At 40.7% G+C, this 17,962-nt stretch carries 19 protein-coding genes; all 19 read right to left on the bottom strand.

The window, feature by feature from the left end:
• Nucleotides 1-57: 57 nt before the first annotated feature.
• A complete protein-coding gene (gene trmFO, locus FGG79_RS06705; protein ID WP_138776946.1) occupies nucleotides 58-1,356 on the bottom strand; it encodes an FADH(2)-oxidizing methylenetetrahydrofolate--tRNA-(uracil(54)-C(5))-methyltransferase TrmFO in 1,299 nt (432 codons plus the stop codon).
• Nucleotides 1,357-1,663: 307 nt separating this feature from the next.
• Nucleotides 1,664-3,739: a type I DNA topoisomerase gene (topA, locus tag FGG79_RS06710; protein ID WP_138776947.1), complete on the bottom strand. Its 2,076-nt coding sequence runs from the start codon at nucleotides 3,737-3,739 to the stop codon at nucleotides 1,664-1,666.
• 293 nt (nucleotides 3,740-4,032) lie between these two features.
• The gene (gene dprA / locus FGG79_RS06715; RefSeq protein WP_138776948.1) at nucleotides 4,033-4,908 is read right to left on the bottom strand and encodes a DNA-processing protein DprA; all 876 of its coding nucleotides are present in this window, start codon (nucleotides 4,906-4,908) and stop codon (nucleotides 4,033-4,035) included.
• Between the two features lie 80 nt (nucleotides 4,909-4,988).
• Nucleotides 4,989-5,891, bottom strand: a complete 903-nt coding sequence (gene sucD, locus FGG79_RS06720) for a succinate--CoA ligase subunit alpha (protein WP_138776949.1) — start codon at nucleotides 5,889-5,891, stop codon at nucleotides 4,989-4,991.
• A 16-nt stretch (nucleotides 5,892-5,907) separates the two neighbouring features.
• A complete protein-coding gene (sucC, locus tag FGG79_RS06725) occupies nucleotides 5,908-7,068 on the bottom strand; it encodes an ADP-forming succinate--CoA ligase subunit beta (RefSeq protein ID WP_138776950.1) in 1,161 nt (386 codons plus the stop codon).
• A gap of 253 nt (nucleotides 7,069-7,321) precedes the next feature.
• Nucleotides 7,322-7,603, bottom strand: coding sequence for an EscU/YscU/HrcU family type III secretion system export apparatus switch protein (locus tag FGG79_RS06730; RefSeq protein WP_138776951.1), 282 nt, complete (start codon nucleotides 7,601-7,603; stop codon nucleotides 7,322-7,324).
• Complete coding sequence (locus FGG79_RS06735) at nucleotides 7,600-9,411, bottom strand: hypothetical protein (RefSeq protein ID WP_138776952.1); 1,812 nt, start codon at nucleotides 9,409-9,411, stop codon at nucleotides 7,600-7,602. Before FGG79_RS06735 ends, FGG79_RS06730 begins: the two co-directional genes overlap by 4 nt.
• A gap of 82 nt (nucleotides 9,412-9,493) precedes the next feature.
• Nucleotides 9,494-10,264 (bottom strand): ribonuclease HII, encoded by a 771-nt coding sequence (locus tag FGG79_RS06740; protein WP_276607953.1) that lies wholly within the window; start codon nucleotides 10,262-10,264, stop codon nucleotides 9,494-9,496.
• Nucleotides 10,265-10,353: 89 nt separating this feature from the next.
• Complete coding sequence (gene ylqF / locus FGG79_RS06745; protein WP_138776953.1) at nucleotides 10,354-11,220, bottom strand: ribosome biogenesis GTPase YlqF; 867 nt, start codon at nucleotides 11,218-11,220, stop codon at nucleotides 10,354-10,356.
• Nucleotides 11,221-11,247: 27 nt separating this feature from the next.
• Complete coding sequence (gene lepB, locus FGG79_RS06750) at nucleotides 11,248-11,787, bottom strand: signal peptidase I (protein ID WP_138776954.1); 540 nt, start codon at nucleotides 11,785-11,787, stop codon at nucleotides 11,248-11,250.
• Between the two features lie 149 nt (nucleotides 11,788-11,936).
• Nucleotides 11,937-12,281 (bottom strand): 50S ribosomal protein L19, encoded by a 345-nt coding sequence (gene rplS, locus FGG79_RS06755; protein ID WP_032088854.1) that lies wholly within the window; start codon nucleotides 12,279-12,281, stop codon nucleotides 11,937-11,939.
• A gap of 137 nt (nucleotides 12,282-12,418) precedes the next feature.
• The gene (gene trmD / locus FGG79_RS06760; RefSeq protein WP_171050865.1) at nucleotides 12,419-13,153 is read right to left on the bottom strand and encodes a tRNA (guanosine(37)-N1)-methyltransferase TrmD; all 735 of its coding nucleotides are present in this window, start codon (nucleotides 13,151-13,153) and stop codon (nucleotides 12,419-12,421) included.
• The gene (rimM, locus tag FGG79_RS06765) at nucleotides 13,153-13,671 is read right to left on the bottom strand and encodes a ribosome maturation factor RimM (RefSeq protein WP_138776956.1); all 519 of its coding nucleotides are present in this window, start codon (nucleotides 13,669-13,671) and stop codon (nucleotides 13,153-13,155) included. The genes trmD and rimM overlap by 1 nt, the downstream gene beginning before the upstream one ends.
• A gap of 17 nt (nucleotides 13,672-13,688) precedes the next feature.
• Entirely contained in the window at nucleotides 13,689-14,075 is a 387-nt protein-coding gene (locus FGG79_RS06770) for a YlqD family protein (RefSeq protein WP_138776957.1), read from the bottom strand.
• A 227-nt stretch (nucleotides 14,076-14,302) separates the two neighbouring features.
• Nucleotides 14,303-14,536 carry a KH domain-containing protein gene (locus FGG79_RS06775; RefSeq protein ID WP_138776958.1) on the bottom strand — a complete coding sequence of 78 codons (234 nt, stop codon included), beginning with the start codon at nucleotides 14,534-14,536 and terminating at the stop codon, nucleotides 14,303-14,305.
• Between the two features lie 12 nt (nucleotides 14,537-14,548).
• Entirely contained in the window at nucleotides 14,549-14,821 is a 273-nt protein-coding gene (gene rpsP, locus FGG79_RS06780) for a 30S ribosomal protein S16 (protein WP_113968244.1), read from the bottom strand.
• A 118-nt stretch (nucleotides 14,822-14,939) separates the two neighbouring features.
• Nucleotides 14,940-16,283 (bottom strand): signal recognition particle protein, encoded by a 1,344-nt coding sequence (gene ffh, locus FGG79_RS06785; RefSeq protein ID WP_138776959.1) that lies wholly within the window; start codon nucleotides 16,281-16,283, stop codon nucleotides 14,940-14,942.
• A gap of 12 nt (nucleotides 16,284-16,295) precedes the next feature.
• A complete protein-coding gene (locus tag FGG79_RS06790) occupies nucleotides 16,296-16,628 on the bottom strand; it encodes a putative DNA-binding protein (protein ID WP_138776960.1) in 333 nt (110 codons plus the stop codon).
• Nucleotides 16,629-16,966: 338 nt separating this feature from the next.
• Nucleotides 16,967-17,956 carry a signal recognition particle-docking protein FtsY gene (gene ftsY, locus FGG79_RS06795; RefSeq protein ID WP_138776961.1) on the bottom strand — a complete coding sequence of 330 codons (990 nt, stop codon included), beginning with the start codon at nucleotides 17,954-17,956 and terminating at the stop codon, nucleotides 16,967-16,969.
• Nucleotides 17,957-17,962: the final 6 nt, after the last annotated feature.

The raw sequence follows: 17,962 nt of genomic DNA on the forward strand, positions 1-17,962 counted from the left end.
AACACCTCACAAGGGCTTCTAAATAGTAACACAAGCGGGCAACCCTTGCAACGAATTTCACACTTTTTTCATAAAGTTCTGAATTGTTTCCAAGGCCCTATTCGCATGTAGTTCATTACGCTCATTCTTCCCTTTTACCATCTTCGGTAAATCCGGGAAAAGACCGAAATTGGCATTCATCGGTTGAAAATTATTTTTGTTAGCCGTGGTAATATACCTTGCCATGCTTCCAATGGCAGACTCATGAGGAAAGACGACAGGTTCTTCACCCAATGCTAGCTTTGCCCCATTAATCCCCGCAATCAAACCGCTAGCAGCCGATTCAACATAGCCTTCCACACCAGTCATTTGACCGGCAAAGAGCAGGTTTTCATGATCTTTAAGCTGATACGTATCCTTAAGTACTCTTGGAGAGTTGATGAAAGTGTTTCTGTGCATTACTCCATAACGGACTATATCGGCATTCTCAAGGCCTGGAATTAATTGAAGCACTTCTTTCTGCGGCCCCCACTTTAAGTGAGTTTGGAATCCAACGATATTGTAGAGTGTTCCAGCAGCATCATCTTGCCTTAATTGAACTACCGCATATGGTCGCTTACCTGTTTTCGGATCTTCTAACCCTACTGGTTTCAATGGGCCGAACAACATGGTCTTCCTACCACGGGAAGCCATGACTTCAATCGGCATGCAACCTTCAAAGAAAATTTCCTTTTCAAATTCCTTTAATGGTACTGTTTCCGCGGAAATCAGTGCTTCATAGAATCGGTTGAACTCAGTTTCAGTCATAGGACAATTTAAGTAAGCAGCTTCCCCTTTGTCATACCTGGATTTCAAGTACACCTTATCCATATCGATGGAGTCCTTTTCAATGATAGGAGCGGCTGCATCATAGAAATATAAATGTTCCTCCCCGGTCAGTTGTTTAATTTTCTCAGAAAGGCTCTGACTTGTAAGTGGACCGGTTGCTACAATGGTAATCCCATCTGGTAAATCCGTGACTTCTTCATTATATACCGTGACATTAGGATGGTTTTTTACTTTATCCGTAACATGAGCTGCAAATTCATGACGGTCGACCGCCAATGCTCCTCCTGCTGGAACAGAACATGAGTCTGCAGCAGTCATAATGACTGAGTCCAGACGTCGCATTTCTTCTTTCAATACACCAACTGCATTTGTTAATGTATTCGCTCTTAGAGAGTTACTGCACACAAGCTCTGCAAATTTATCTGTATGGTGGGCAGGAGTTTGGCGAACTGGCCTCATTTCGAAAAGGTTTACCTTTATGCCCCTTTTCGCTATTTGCCACGCGGCTTCACTTCCCGCCAACCCTGCTCCTATAACATTTACTGGCATTTATATAGACCTCCTACAGTTCGAACCTCTTCATCTTCCAAATGGGATCGTGCATCAAGGATAAATGATAATCAAGGTGAAAGATTCGTTGAAAACAGAAAAAGGCTGACCCACCAGGCGTTAGAGAAATCACCTGTTGGGACAGTCCCTCGTTACATTGTATAAGTTCATTGTTCAACAATCAATCGTTTTTTATTTGGTACTGCTTACATTTTCTATCGGCATCCTAATTGTTGGATAATCCCGTCATTTAAAGCTAGTTTACTGCCATGACCTGTAGATAAACCCTGTGAACAATAGACATAAACTACTTTTGCGTTTCTTCTTTATAGTCACAAGTCGTACATTGGATTTGGTTACCTTTTTTAAGCTTTTTCTCCACGAGCAGTTCAGAACACTTCGGACATTTACGTTCAATCGGTTTATCCCATGATAGGAAGTCACAATCAGGATATTGATCACACCCATAGAATATACGCTTCTTCTTGCTTTTTCGCTCAATGATATTTCCTTTTTCGCATTTAGGACACTTTACACCGATTTCCTTGACGATTGGCTTTGTATTTCTGCAATCGGGAAAGTTGCTACAAGCCATAAATTTCCCATATCGCCCCATTTTGAACACCATCGGATTACCACACTCTTCACAGTCTTCACCTGCTGGTTCATCTCGGATTTCGATTTTCTCCATCTCATTTTCCGCTTTTTCCAAATGCTTTTCAAAATCCTGATAAAAACGTTCAATGATTCTTTCCCATTTCACATTCCCATCCTCAATATCATCCAGGCTGCGTTCCATGTTTGCCGTAAATTCTACATCAATGATATCAGGGAAAAACTCTCTCACTAGCTCTAATACGATCTCCCCAAGTTCTGTAGGGATAAATCGCTTATTATCCAGGGTCACATACCCTCTTCTTTGAACGGTATCAAGGGTAGGAGCGTAGGTTGAAGGTCTTCCTATACCTAACTCTTCCAATGTTTTCACGAGTCTTGCTTCAGTATACCTTGGAGGTGGCTGAGTGAAATGCTGATTGGGGTCGATGCTTTCACTTTTCACTTTATCGCTTTCTTCCAATGCTGGAAGGAATTTATCTTTTTCTTCCTTCTGATCGTCAGAACCTTCCACATATACTTTCATAAAGCCGGGAAATTTCACTTTGGAACCGGTTGCTCTAAACATGACAGATCCATTTATAAGATCAACACTCATCGTATCCATGATTGCTGGCGCCATCTCACTAGCCACAAATCGTTCCCAAATCAACTTATAGAGTCTGTATTGGTCTCTCGAAAGAAACTCTTTCACTGATGATGGGTCTCTTAATGTGCTGGTCGGGCGAATTGCTTCATGCGCGTCTTGAGCTTTTTGTTGTTTTTTATCTTTGCGCTCAGATTGCTTAATGAAATCTTCTCCATACTTATTCACGACGTATTCTTTGGCTTCTTTTTGAGCGACCTCTGAAATGCGGGTAGAGTCTGTTCTCATGTATGTGATAAAACCAACGGTTCCTTGTTTCCCCATCTCAATTCCTTCATATAATTGCTGGGCAAGCATCATTGTCTTCTTTGCCCGGAAATTCAATTTACGGGCCGCCTCTTGTTGTAGAGAAGAGGTTGTAAATGATGGAGCAGGATTTCTTTTTCTTTCTTTCTTCGTTACCTTATTCACTTCAAAGGATTTTCCTTTTACTTTACCAAGCACATCTTTAACGTCTTCTTCGGTCTTCAATTCAACCTTTTTTCCATCAATTCCATAAAATGAAGCTTGGAAGGTATCTTTTCCTTTCGTGAATTCAGCGTCAATCGACCAATACTCTTCTGGAGTAAAGCTCTTGATCTCATTTTCCCTGTCAATGATCAAGCGGACTGCAACGGATTGCACTCTTCCTGCACTGAGACCTTTTTTTACTTTTTTCCATAGAAGGGGGCTAATATTGTACCCTACCAGGCGGTCCAATATTCTTCGTGCCTGTTGAGCGTCAACCAAGTCCATGTTGATTGCACGGGGATGCTTAAATGACTCTTTAATTGCATCTTTCGTGATTTCATTGAAAACAACTCGACATTGGGATGTGGTATCCATATCAAGGCTATGAGCCAAGTGCCAGGCAATTGCTTCCCCTTCTCTGTCGGGGTCAGCCGCAAGAAAGATTCTTTTTACTTTTTTCGCGGCCGTTTTTAATTCTTTCAATACTGGCCCCTTACCACGGATCGTAATGTACTTCGGTTCGAATTCATTTTCGACATTGACGCCCATTTGACTTTTAGGCAGGTCTCTGACGTGACCCATTGAAGCCCTTACCTTATATTTCTTTCCTAAATAACGTTCAATCGTTTTCGCCTTAGCTGGCGATTCCACTATTACTAAATAATCTGCCATCCAATAAGCCTCCTTAAAGAGGAAAATAATCACTGTTTTATAGCACCTTGGAATGTGTCTAGCGAACGGAAACGGTTACACTTACATTCGCGATAGGTATAGAAATGATTTCAGTGTAGAGAATTACTGCTTTTGCTTATAACTTCTCTTATATATAGTTTTAGATACCTGTTGCAAAATGTATAACAGTTTTACCTTAATTGCAACCATTTTGTATAAAATACTTGTAATTACTCATTCATACCAAGAGAAAATGCGGCTTATTACATGATTCTATATCATTTTTCCTCCATTTATACTCGAAGCTCTGAATAAATATCTTCTATAGATAATACCATGGTGGCACCTTCTTGAATTAAACTGTTTGTTCCTTCTGCCAGTGGTTCATGAATCGAGCCCGGTATACATAAGACTCCCCTACCTTCATTTAATGCATAATCAGCAGTAATGAAGGTTCCACTTTTTTTCCTTGCCTCTGTGATCAGTACCGCTTCTGAAAGGCCGCTGATGATTCGATTTCGAAATGGGAATTGCCTTTTTTCCGGTTTGATATAAGGTGGGTATTCTGATAGAAGAAGATGGTCCATCATCATTTGATGCGCTAAGTATTCATTTTGTTTAGGATAGATGTGATTGAATCCACTTCCCAATACCCCAATTGTCCTTCCACCAGAGGAGATGGTTTCCTTATGGGCGATAGTATCTGCACCTTGTGCCAGGCCACTTACGATAACAATATCTTTTCGAACAAGTTTTGGAATCATGGTTTGAAGAACCTTTTCTGTGTAGGAGGTTGCATCCCTGGATCCTATTACTGCCAATTTCTTTGTAGCAACCAGAAGAGATTTATCTCCTTTTAAGAAGAGTAGCAATGGGGGATCATACACCTGATTCAGTAATGGAGGGTAGTCTGCATCCATGAGAGTAATCCACTCTATATCGTTTTCTGAATAGAGCTTCATATATCGTTCTGATGGGAAAGAATGAAGGTCTTTATAGAAGAGTTCTATATTAGCAGGAGTAGAGCGGGTTATCTGTCGAAGAGTTGATGGCTTAAGGTCAAATATTGAATGAAGATTCGGAAGTTTTTCCAGCAATCTTTTCGTCCCTTTTAACCCAATACCCCGGCAATGATGGATATGAAATAGGGTTTGTCGTATATCTTTCATATATGGCCTCCCTCATAATAACTAGTAGAATATATAAAACTGAGACTGATAGCATCATCGCTATCAGTCTCAAAAAATGATTAATGAGTTTTACACTTATCCAGAATTCCTTCTTCTTTCAGAACCTTGATCAATGTTTCACCCATATCTGAAGGTGTTGGTGCAACTTGAATACCGCACTCGTTCATTACACGGATTTTCTCATCAGCCGTTCCTTTACCACCAGAAATAATCGCTCCGGCATGTCCCATACGTTTCCCTGGAGGTGCCGTACGTCCACCGATGAATCCAACTACAGGTTTCGTCATATTGGCTTTTATCCATTCAGCTGCTTCTTCTTCAGCAGTACCACCGATTTCACCAATCATGATGACAGCATAAGTGTCTTCATCTTCATTGAATGCTTTCAATACATCGATAAAGTCTGTACCGTTCACAGGGTCTCCACCGATACCAACTGCAGTCGATTGACCGATTCCGGATTGAGAAAGTTGGTGAACAGCCTCATAAGTAAGCGTACCAGAACGAGATACGACACCTACATGGCCTTTTGTATGGATGTAACCAGGCATGATCCCGATTTTACACTCGTCAGGAGTGATGACTCCAGGACAGTTTGGCCCGACAAGACGTGTTTTCTTGCCTTCCATATACCGCTTAACCTTTACCATGTCTAACACAGGGATATGCTCTGTGATACAAATAGCTAAATCAAGCTCGGCATCTACCGCTTCCATGATTGCATCTGCTGCAAATGGTGCTGGAACATAAATGACGGAAGCATTTACACCAGTTGCTTTCTTTGCTTCTTCCACTGTATTGAAAACAGGCACGCCTTCAACCTCAGTTCCGCCTTTTCCAGGTGTTACACCTGCAACGATCTGTGTACCGTATTCAAGCATTTGCTTCGTGTGGAAAAGAGCTGTTGATCCTGTAATTCCCTGTACAACAACCTTGGTATCTTTATTAATAAATACGCTCATTAGTCCCCCGCCTTTCTTAGCCTACTTGCTCAACGATTTTTTGTGCGCCGTCTGCCATAGATTCAGCTGCAATAATATTCAATCCTGATTTATTCAGGATTTCTTTTCCTAAGTCAACGTTTGTACCTTCAAGACGAACAACCAGAGGTACTTGAAGACCGATTTGCTTAGCTGCTTCTACAACACCCGTTGCAATAACATCACATTTCATGATTCCACCGAAGATATTAACGAAAATACCTTTAACGTGTTCATCAGAAAGAATGATTTTGAACGCTTCTGTTACCTTTTCTGCTGTTGCGCCGCCCCCAACATCAAGGAAGTTAGCGGGATCTCCGCCATAATGCTTTACGATATCCATCGTAGCCATGGCAAGCCCGGCTCCATTAACCATACAACCGATATTCCCATCTAAGGAAATATAGCTAAGGTCATATTTAGATGCTTCAATTTCTTTTGCATCTTCTTCTTCAAGATCACGTAATGAGATGACATCTTTTTGACGGTATAAAGCATTTGAATCGAAGTTGAACTTCGCATCCAGTGCCATTACATCCCCATCTCCCGTTACAACTAGTGGGTTGATTTCAACAATTGAAGCATCCTTTTGGATGTACACATTATATAATCCCATCATGAACTTGGCTGCTTTTCCAACCAGTTTTTGAGGAATGTTGATATTAAACGCAATGCGTCGAGCTTGGAAGCCTGTTAAGCCGACAACCGGATCAATATACTCTTTAAAGATCTTTTCTGGCGTTTGTTCTGCTACTTCTTCAATCTCTGTACCGCCTTCTTCAGAAGCCATCAATACAACTTGAGAAGTCGCTCGGTCTAAAACTAGACCTACGTAATATTCTTTTTTAATATCACAGCCCTCTTCAACAAGTAAGCGTTTAACTTCCTTACCTTCAGGACCTGTTTGGTGAGTCACTAACGTTTTACCAATTAACTCATCTGCATATGTACGCACTTCGTCAAGGCTTTTGGCGATTTTAACCCCGCCAGCTTTTCCTCGACCACCTGCATGGATTTGAGCTTTTACTACATATACGCTAGAATCTAACGTTTTCGCCGCTTCTACTGCTTCTTCAGCTGTAAAAGCCACTTTACCATTTGGTACGGACACCCCGTAATTTCTGAGGATTTCTTTACCTTGATATTCATGGATATTCATTTTCCATCCTCCTATCAAACTCTTCAAAAAATAGACTGCGCTTTCATTGTATTAAATGACAGTATAGATGTCTACCATTATGCAAAAAATATTATATTAATTTAAAAATTCTGAACATAACTCACTAGAATTTGTCCATATTGCGCTATGTTTATTGAAGAGAATTCCATTCAATTATTATACTTAAAAAATATATTTCTTCGCATTACCAGATAGGATTCAACCAGTTCTTATTCAAACTGCATATTATATTTCACATCTTTTTAGAAATATCCCTGTCCAATCTGTAAATAAAAGCAAAAACTTCAGCTACTGCACCATATAATTCTTCAGGTATCGATTCTCCTACATCCAAATTCCCGAGAAGCGACAATAAGCTCTTGTCTTCTTGTACAGGTACTTTATGCTCTCTGGCTTTTGCAAGAATGTTTTCAGCTATGATTCCTTTCCCTTTTGCCAGTACCCTTGGGGCTGATCCTTTTTCTTGGTCATATCCTAGAGCAATTGCTTCTTTACGTGCTTGTTCCCTTTTCATATCTTTATATCAACTCCAGAGAATGTCCTACTAGCATGCTCCTCTATACTTGTTTCAGAAAGTCCAATATGTTTATCCGGTATTTTCACTTTCACAGTTGATAACCGGTAGTCCAGTCCTTCCAACCCTTCTTTTAAATCGGGAAGCAAGAAACGGGAGACTCTTTCGACATCAGGATGCTCGTTCCATACCGTTAAGGTGATCACACGGTTTTGAACTTGCATATCTACCAAGGTTTCATTCAAGCTATCTAGTTCCAAATAGAATAGTACCCGGCAGTAATCTTCATCAATGACCCCTTTTTCCTTTTCTTTTCCGGTCCATTGTAAAGTAATATCTGTGTCTCTGCCAAATAAAAAAAGAGGGAATTGTTGTACGATTGTGAGAAAAGGAGCATTCTCTTGTGATTGAAGAACTTGATGATTCATTTTCAGGACGATGTCATCAGCTAATTGGCGTATTTCCTGTAAAGGATGATTCCCGCTGAGCCCGACTAAATGCTCTTTTAATGTAAGGTTTTGAATGTCGTACCCATTATTCTGCAATTGAGCTTCGTAGTTTACCCCAAACGCACCGATTACCCTTTTCAAAACCTTTGCTAATTCGTCTCCTTGGATTTGATGGGTAATATCCTGCTCTAATTGATGATAAAGCTTCTGAAAGATCCGCTCCTGGTTGGATGCAGGTACACCATTGCTCCAAGTATTCTCGAGCTTTGTGTAGTTCACCTCCATCAACTGTCTCTTCTCCTCCCCGACAAGTCCCATCAGTAGTTTTGCCATATTTAAAGTGGGTTTGTCTGTATGATCATTCATAAAACCTTCCGAATCCTTCATGGCATTTATCCATTTATCTACAAAAGATCGGACTGCTTTCGGGATGTCAGATTTGTTGTTTACCATCGTTTCTTGTAGCTTTGTCACTTCATTACGAAGCTTTTCCCCAACAGGATTGCCTTCTACCGTTCCTTTCAAAAATTCAAGCTTCCTCTCTAATGGCTCATTAGAAGAAATTCCTTCCTGGATCGTAGCTGTTAAACCTTCCTTCCATTGATTCATGGCGACTTCTTCCTGAAAGAACCCGAGGGACTTCAATAAGTCGAAATGCCCTAATCGATTCGAGAAGGATTGGGACGGGTTAATCAATCCTGATAATGCTTTTATCACAAGCCTTTCTACCAAAACCATGCGCATTGGTTTCTGAAACTTCTGTAATAAAGCAAGGGAAGAGGCATCCCTTCCTGTTTCATTTAACTTCGAAGAGAGAATGTTTAACTTTGAGATGAAGCCGCTATTTGCTTCACCCGCTTTCATGGAAGAAAATATCCTTTCAGTGAACGGCAAGTCCCGTTTCGCCATCTCTAGCAATACCTTCACGTTCTCAGATGCACCTTTTCCAAAAATGTGCTTGTGTGCAAATAAAAGCATTTCTTTATTGACCGGTATTTTATTTTTCACTAACTCCATAACCAAAGAAGTCATCTCTTTTTCTTTACCAGTGAAGGACAAATGACGTAAAAGGTCTAACGCTATACTTTTTTCATCAATTTCACCAGGTTGAGCCCGAATCAGCCTGAGACTTACACCCGTTTCTGATTGCTTTACTTCCACCCAGTAACGTTCTCCTTCTTCCAGTGGGGCATCAAGTTTTGCTATGAACCGTTGCCCATTGGCAGATACTTCGGCAATACTTTCTCCTATTAGCTTATGAACCCGTATATTTAAAACTTTCCCATCCTGTAATGAGAAAGCATTGCCATCCCTGGAGGAGACTGGCTGATTACTAGTCGTACCATGAATGTGGGTCATCTTCCTATCTCCCGTTCCATGATTTATTGGCGTTTTACATTATCCTCGATTGAGTCAATTCAAATATTAACCTAAAAAAGAGTTAGAGTAGCTCTTTCACCGGCGCGAAACTCTTGCGGTGAAGAGGTGTTACGCCGTGTTTTTTCAGGCCATTCAAATGTTCCTTTGTACCATACCCTGCATTTTTCTCAAAACCATATCCCGGATATTTTCCAGCATGCTCCTTCATCATCCGGTCCCTCGTCACCTTTGCAATAATTGAAGCGGCCGCGATGGATATGCTCTTCGAATCGCCTTTGATGATGGATTGACTCGGATAGGGAGAATCGATTTTCATCGCATCAATCAGTAGATACTCTGGATGCATAGGCAAATTTGCGACTGCTTCATTCATCGCCTTTTTGGTTGCTTCATAAATGTTAATGGAATCGATCTCATTTGCATGAACCATTCCTATTCCAATAGAAACGGCATGCTCCTGGATGTAATCATGGTACTCTTCCCTTTTCGACTCAGATATCTTCTTGCTATCATTCAAACCTGCCAAATAGAAGTCAACAGGCAAGATGACGGCTGCCGTTACGACTGGACCTGCCAAGGGGCCTCTACCGACTTCGTCTATTCCTGCTATGAGTTTGAAGCCCTGAAGGCGTAAATTATTTTCATATTGAGTGAGTACTTTAAATTCTTCTAATTCCTTAACCCGCTTCATTCGAGCACGTTCAACTTGTAAAAGGAGTTTTTGTACACCTTTTCTGTCATCCCTCTTAAATTCTTTTAAAACCGGATCGGAATCTGAGACAGATCCGATTATTTCACTAATCTCTTTAATCGTTCTTTGTTCTTTCGCCAAATGGGCTCCTCCTCTATATATCGGATATACAATATAAAAATAAAGAGGCTGTGTAAAAGAGAGTCCTTCTCTCTATACAGCCTCTTTGTTTATTCATTATCCTGGTCTGATTCACCGATAAAATCAAACGTCATAGGACCTAATTGCACATTTCGGATATCCCTAACGATGATCTCAGACGTTTTGTCATAATTCACAGCTCCACCGGCCATCAGACAGCCTCTTTTGGCGCCGATTTCATTAAAGCTATCCACTACCTCTTCCGGTATTTCTTCGAGGCCGTATCGCTCTTCTAAGCGCTCAGGGTAGTGCTCTTCGAGAAATCTTAAACCGTATACAGCAATATCTTGTAAATTCAAGATTGTATCCTTAATGGCTCCGGTTAGAGCAAGTTTATAACCGACCTTGGGATCTTCAAACTTGGGCCATAAAATACCCGGTGTATCAAGCAATTCAAGCTCTTTCCCCACTTTGATCCATTGTTGGGCTTTCGTCACACCTGGTGTATTCCCGGTTTTTGCTATATTTTTCTTGGCAAGCCTGTTAATTAACGTCGATTTCCCCACATTTGGGATTCCTACGATCATCGCCCTTATGGCACGAGGTCTCATTCCCCTTGATTTCATACGGTCAAACTTCTCTTTAAGGATTTCTTTAGCGGCTTGAACAATAACCTGCAGTCCTTTGCCTGCTTGCGCATTGACGGCAAGCGCAGTTATTCCCTGTTTTCTAAAGTAGGCAATCCATTGATTCGTTCTATTTGTATCTGCCATGTCTGCTTTATTTAACAATACGAGACGGGGCTTCTCTCCAATGATCTCTTCAATCATTGGATTTCGTGACGATAACGGAATTCTTGCATCTACTAATTCAATCACAATGTCGACAAGCTTTAATTTCTCGGTAACTTGTCTACGAGCTTTAGCCATATGCCCTGGAAACCATTGTATTGTCATATGACCACCTCCAAACAATTTTTTCTTTTATTTCACCAATCTTATATCTTTAACAGGCCAATAAATCACTTTGGTGTCACCGATTACCTCATCGATACTAACCGTACCGATATGACGGCTATCTTTACTGAAACGACGATTATCACCCATTACAAAGATTTCCCCTTCAGGAACGGTCTCTTGTTCTGTAATATCCTTCAAGGTGAAATCTTCCGTTAACACGCCACCGTTTAATTGGTCTTTATATTCATTTAAATAGGATTCTTTATAGGCTTTACCATTTATATATAGTGTATCATTTTTGTACTCTACTTTATCTCCAGGCAAACCGATGACCCGTTTAATATAATCCTTTTGTTCAGGAGCATGGAAAACGACGATATCGAATCGCTCAGGTTCTCCGAGTTTATTTACAATCATTCGATCACCGTTATGTAAAGTAGGCATCATTGATAATCCATCTACAACTATTGGGGCAAATAAAAAGAATCTGATAATAGCAGCTAATCCCACTGCAATTAACAGGGCCTTCATCCACTCCCACCACTCATTTTTTTCTTTAACCACATCTCCACCACCCAAAGTATTTTACTATCTTTTTCTATTCTACTAGAACCTCTTCGATTTCTCATCATAAAAAGGTGGTTTCTTGAAAATAGTGAGTCATTCTAAAACAAGGAAAAGGAGCTTGTCTCCAAGCTCCTTTTCTTACGTTCTTATCGAATTTCTTTAATACGTGCCGCTTTACCACGTAGGTTACGTAGGTAATAAAGTTTCGCACGACGTACTTTACCGCGACGAATAACTTCTAATTTAGCGATTTTTGGTGTGTGTACTGGGAAAGTACGTTCAACACCAACACCGTAAGAAATTTTACGAACAGTGAATGTTTCGCTGATACCGCCACCGCGGCGTTTGATTACTACTCCTTCGTATACCTGAATACGTTCACGAGTACCCTCAACGATGTTAACGTGTACACGTACTGTATCACCAGGACGGAAAGATGGTAGATCAGAGCGAAGCTGTTCTTTCGTAATATCTTCGATTAATTTGTGCATCTTATTCAACTCCTTCCAACAGATGCTCTTACAAAAGCGATAGATTGCAGCGGAACATCGGGATCAATGGCTTAAAGAAGCTATCTCCTCAAGCCACAAAGAATATAATATCATACAGGAAACAAGGATGCAATAGCCTATTTAGACTTTTCCCATTCCTCTATCCATACCATTTGTCGATCTGTTAGTGGATAGGTTTCCAATAGATCTGGTCTTCTTTGGTAGGTTCTTCTCAGACTCTCTTTCTCTCTCCATTCATCGATCAATCGGTGATTGCCCGAGATCAACTCCTGAGGCACCTTCAATCCTCTGAAATCGGCGGGACGGGTGTATTGAGGGTGCTCCAGGAGTCCTGAAGAAAACGAGTCCAATATAGGAGAGTCTTCATTCCCGAGAACCCCGGGAAGCAGTCTGACGACACTATCAATGACCACCATGGAACCTAGTTCCCCACCCGTCAGGACGTAGTCTCCTATCGAAATCTCATCTGTTACGACATGTTCTCGAATTCGTTCATCATAGCCTTCATAATGACCACATATAAATACGAGGTGATCTTCCTTCGCAAGTTCCTCTGCTTTTTGCTGAGTATAGCGTTCTCCTTGAGGACACATGAGGATGACTCTCGGCTTTGACTTCTGTTCTTTCTTCAATGCATCAACAGCGTCAAAGATCGGCTGGGGCTTCAATACCATGCCAGCTCCACCGCCGTAAGGGTAATCATCCACTTTACTATGTTTATTATCTGCATAATCTCTGAAGTTGATCACATTATAGGTTACAGCTTCTTTTTCCGTTGCCTTTTTCAGAATCGATTCACCAAAGATCCCCTCGAACATGGCAGGGAATAGTGAAAGGACGTCAATTCTCATCATGATAACAAACCTTCCATCGGCTCGATCATGATAAGTTGTTTCTCGATATCAACGCTCTTAACAACATCTTCTATGTAGGGAATAAGATGTTCTTTACCCCGTTCTCCCTTGACGACCCATACGTCGTTTGCTCCCGGGCTAAGGATCTCTTTGATGACCCCGATGTCTTCTCCTGAAGTGGTCACAACCTTACATCCAACGATTTCATGGAGGTAGTATTCCCCTTCTTCTAGTTCCTGAAGTTGATCTTCCTGCACCTTCAGAATACCTTCTTTAAATTTCTCAACCTCATTAATATTTTCATATCCTTCAAAAGTTAGCAAATCAAAACTTTTATGATTTCGGTGAGATTTAATCACAAGACTGATCGGTTCCTGCTCCTGACCTTGGAACAAAAATAGCCTGTTTCCCTTTTGATAGCGTTCTTCGGGAAAATCTGTTGTCGAAACGATTTTCAATTCACCCTTCACTCCATGGGTGTTGACAATCTTACCTACATTAAACCACTTTTCCATCGCTTTCACCTCTTAACTTAACGAATTTCTTTCACTATACCATCTTCTATCACAATCGTCTTGGAAAGGGTTTCCTCTTCCCAATTGTCACCAACTTGAATATCCATCATACCTTGTACTTCTTTTTCCTTTAATTCGCTTCCTATGGGTAAAATCGATAATTGCTCAATCTGAAAATCCAACAATTTGATTTTTTCCGCACGATCATTCAACTCTTTTTCAAAATGCTGATTCAATTTATGTGAAGGATATTTTTTCCCTCTCTCAATCTTTTTCATCTCGAACTGTAACTGGTCACTTTCCTTTGCTAAATGAAACTTTTGGTTTTCATACCGTTTCATTAACAAGTTCTTACTTTTTTCTGTTAATACCTGTTTAATCGTAATTGTATGTATTACATTCAAACGTGATCCTCCTCCTTATCATTCACCCCACGCTGAAGTATGGATCTTTAGGGTGTTCTTAGGGGAGCAGTGAATTGTGTAAAGGGTTTATAGTCCCTATAGATCTTGCCATTTCTGGTCTTTGATTCCTATGAAAAAGGAGACTGACGTCTTAAGGCTATATAGTAACCTTTGTGTGTCAGTCCCCTAATTCCTAGAGCCGAAGCAAGTAGCTTATGAAAGCTTCCTTACTCCACAATCTCTAAAAAGATTTTCTTCTGTTGTGAAGATCCTGCTGCAGCGTATACCACAGTTCGAATCGATTTAGCTACTCTCCCTTGTTTCCCAATAACCTTACCCATGTCCTCAGGATGAACGGATAACTTATACGTTAAACCGTTCGTTCCTTCATCCAAGTCGACACGAACATCGTCCGGATGGTCCACTAAGGGTTTCACAATCGTTAGAATAAGATCTTTCATCGATCTAATCGATTACTTGCTGTTTTTAGCATTGTGGAATTTTTCCATAATGCCTTGTTTTGAGAATAGGTTACGAACTGTGTCAGATGGTTTCGCACCATTAGATAACCATTTAAGAGCTAGCTCTTCATCGATTTTCACTTCAGCTGGTTTGGCAACCGGGTTGTAAGTTCCAACTGTTTCGATTTGACGTCCATCACGTGGTGAACGAGAATCTGCAACTACGATACGATAGAAAGGTGATCTTTTTGATCCCATACGTTTTAATCTGATTTTTACTGCCATTATTAAAGCACCTCCGAATAGTTTCACACAAGTTAGTATAATATCAAATGTGTATTTTGTTTGTAAAGTGTTTTTTCTTAACAGTTCAATTTTTCTTTTGAAAAACCGAACAAAAGTCTTACATAAATGGGAATTTCATCCCTTTTTTCTTACCTTTTCCTTGCATACCACTCATCTGTTTCATCATTTTCTTCATATCCTCGAACTGCTTAAGAAGTCGGTTTACCTCTTGAATCGATGTTCCGCTCCCTTTGGCAATCCGTTTACGACGAGAGGCATTGAGGGTTTCAGGATGGATTTTCTCATCCTTTGTCATTGATTGGATGATGGCCTCAACATGACTAATTTGCTTGTCATCGACTTGAACCTTATCGAGACCCTTCATCTTGTTTGCTCCTGGCATCATCTTCAGCAATTCATCAAGAGGACCCATTTGTTTCACCTGACCTAGTTGCTCCAGGAAATCATCAAATGTGAAAGACATGGTACGCATTTTTTGCTCAAGCTCTTTAGCCTTGTCTTCATCCACGTTGGCCTGGGCTTTCTCAATAAGGGACAAAACATCTCCCATACCAAGAATCCTTGATGCCATGCGCTCAGGATGGAAGGCTTCCAAAGCATCCATCTTCTCACCCGTCCCAACAAATTTAATTGGTTTTTCAGTGACTGAACGGATGGACAGAGCTGCCCCACCTCGTGTGTCACCATCAAGCTTGGTCAAAACAACACCAGAAATGCCAAGAGCTTCATTGAAGCTTTGAGCGACGTTAACGGCATCTTGACCAGTCATGGCATCCACCACGAGGAAAATCTCATCTGGATTTGAGAGTTCTTTAATTTCTTCCAACTCTCCCATTAGATTTTCATCAATATGAAGTCGACCTGCTGTATCAATCAGGACATAATCGTGATGTTCTTCTTTTGCTTTTTCGATGGCGCTTTTCGCAATTTCCACCGGGCTTACCTGATCTCCCATAGAGAATACAGGGAGGCTCAGTTGCTTCCCGATTGTTTCCAGCTGCTTGATGGCAGCTGGACGGTAAATATCAGCAGCTACTAATAGTGGTTTGCGATTATGTTTCTTCCGAAGCAGGTTCGCAAGCTTTCCAGTGGTCGTCGTTTTACCTGCACCTTGTAAACCGACCATCATAATGACGGTTGGTGGACGTTTCGAAACAGCAATTTGACTCTGCTCGCCGCCCATCAAGTTTGTAAGCTCTTCTTGAACAACTTTAATGACCTGTTGTCCTGGTGTAAGACTCTTCATGACTTCCTGTCCTACAGCACGTTCACTTACTTTCTTGACGAATTGCTTGACCACTTTAAAATTAACGTCTGCTTCCAAAAGAGCAAGACGAACTTCACGCATCATTTCTTTAACATCCGCTTCTGAGATCTTTCCTTTACCGCGGATTTTTTGTATCGTACCTTGCAGTCGGTCGGCTAATCCTTCAAATGCCATTCATGCCGCCTCCTAATCCAATATTTCAAGATCATCAATGAGTTTTAAACAATGAGAAGAATCGATTGATGGCTCTTCTATTTTTTGTCTTAGTTTATCAAGAATCTCGTTGCGTTCTTGAAATTTATTAAATAATAAAAGCTTTTCTTCGTACTCCTCGATCATTGCCTCTGTTCGTTTAATGTTATCATATACTGCTTGTCGACTAACATTATACTCTTCAGCGATTTCACCTAAAGAGAAATCATCTAAATAATAGAGGGACATATAGCTTCTTTGCTTGGGAGTTAACAATGATTGATAAAAATCGTAGAGATAATTCATTCTGGTCGTTTTCTCCAGCACGGATATCCCTCCTTGTTAAGTGAAAAACCTTTACATATGAAGAATACAGTCTTTACGGGCGTTTGTCAAGAATACTACGTGATATTTTACGATTTAAAATTGATGTTATTTCATTTTAAGCGGAAATTTAATTATAGCTACTATGCTTCTATCAAGAAGTGAGCGCTATAGATGGTGAGGGGAATAACTTCACTTTCCTAGGACCTACAATCCATCCTCCTAGCACCACCAATCGTTACCTTAAATAGCAACAAAATTTACGAAAACAACTTTTAAATAGAATATAAAAAAGAGCAACCTGGAAACTATTCGTTTCTTCAGGCTACTCTTTTTTTATTCTATTCTTCTTCTTTATCAACGAGATTGGAGAACAGGCCGTATACATATTTTTCTGCATCAAACGGCTGCAGGTCATCCATTTTCTCGCCAAGTCCCACGTATTTCACAGGGATCTCAAGCTCGTTTCTGATCGCCAGTACGATCCCACCTTTTGCTGTCCCATCCAGCTTCGTCAGGACGATCCCTGAGACATTTGTTGCTTCTTTAAAGGTTTTTGCCTGTACCATGGCATTTTGACCTGTTGTAGCGTCAAGTACTAACAGCACTTCATGTGGCGCTCCTGGGATCTCTCTTTCAATGACCCGTTTAACTTTTTCCAATTCTTTCATCAAGTTTACTTTATTTTGTAATCTTCCAGCTGTATCACATATGAGTATATCTGCTTTCTTCGCTTTTGCAGATTGAACGGCATCAAACATGACAGCCGCAGGGTCACTTCCGGCTGCTTGTTTAATAACCGGAACCCCGACTCGCTCTCCCCATACTTCTAGTTGTTCAATTGCTCCAGCACGAAACGTGTCTCCCGCTGCAAGGACAACTTTCTTTCCTTGTTCCTTAAACATATGAGCCATTTTCCCGATAGTGGTCGTCTTCCCAACACCATTTACTCCGACAAACAATAAAACGGTCAGTTGGTCTTCTTGAATGTTAAGGCTGCTATCCTCTACGCGATCTCCTTGGTAGATATCAACCAATTTCTCTGAGATGACAGATTGAACATCCTCTGTGTCCTGTATATTACGACGTTTCACTTCAAGCTTGAGTTCATCAATCAGCTCCATGACGGTATCAAAGCCAACATCTGCACCGATTAGGATTTCTTCCAGTTCTTCAAAGAATTCTTCATCCACATTACGGTATCTGGCAACCAGATCATTTACCTTTGAAGTGAAGTTATCCCTGGTTTTACTTAACCCATCCTTGAATTTCTCCGTTACATTGTCACCGGATTGCGTAAATTTGTCTTTAAGCTTCTTAAAAAAACTCACTCTTTC

The organism is Bacillus sp. BHET2 (genome assembly GCF_005938125.1).
Lineage (GTDB): Bacteria > Bacillota > Bacilli > Bacillales > Bacillaceae_B > Rossellomorea.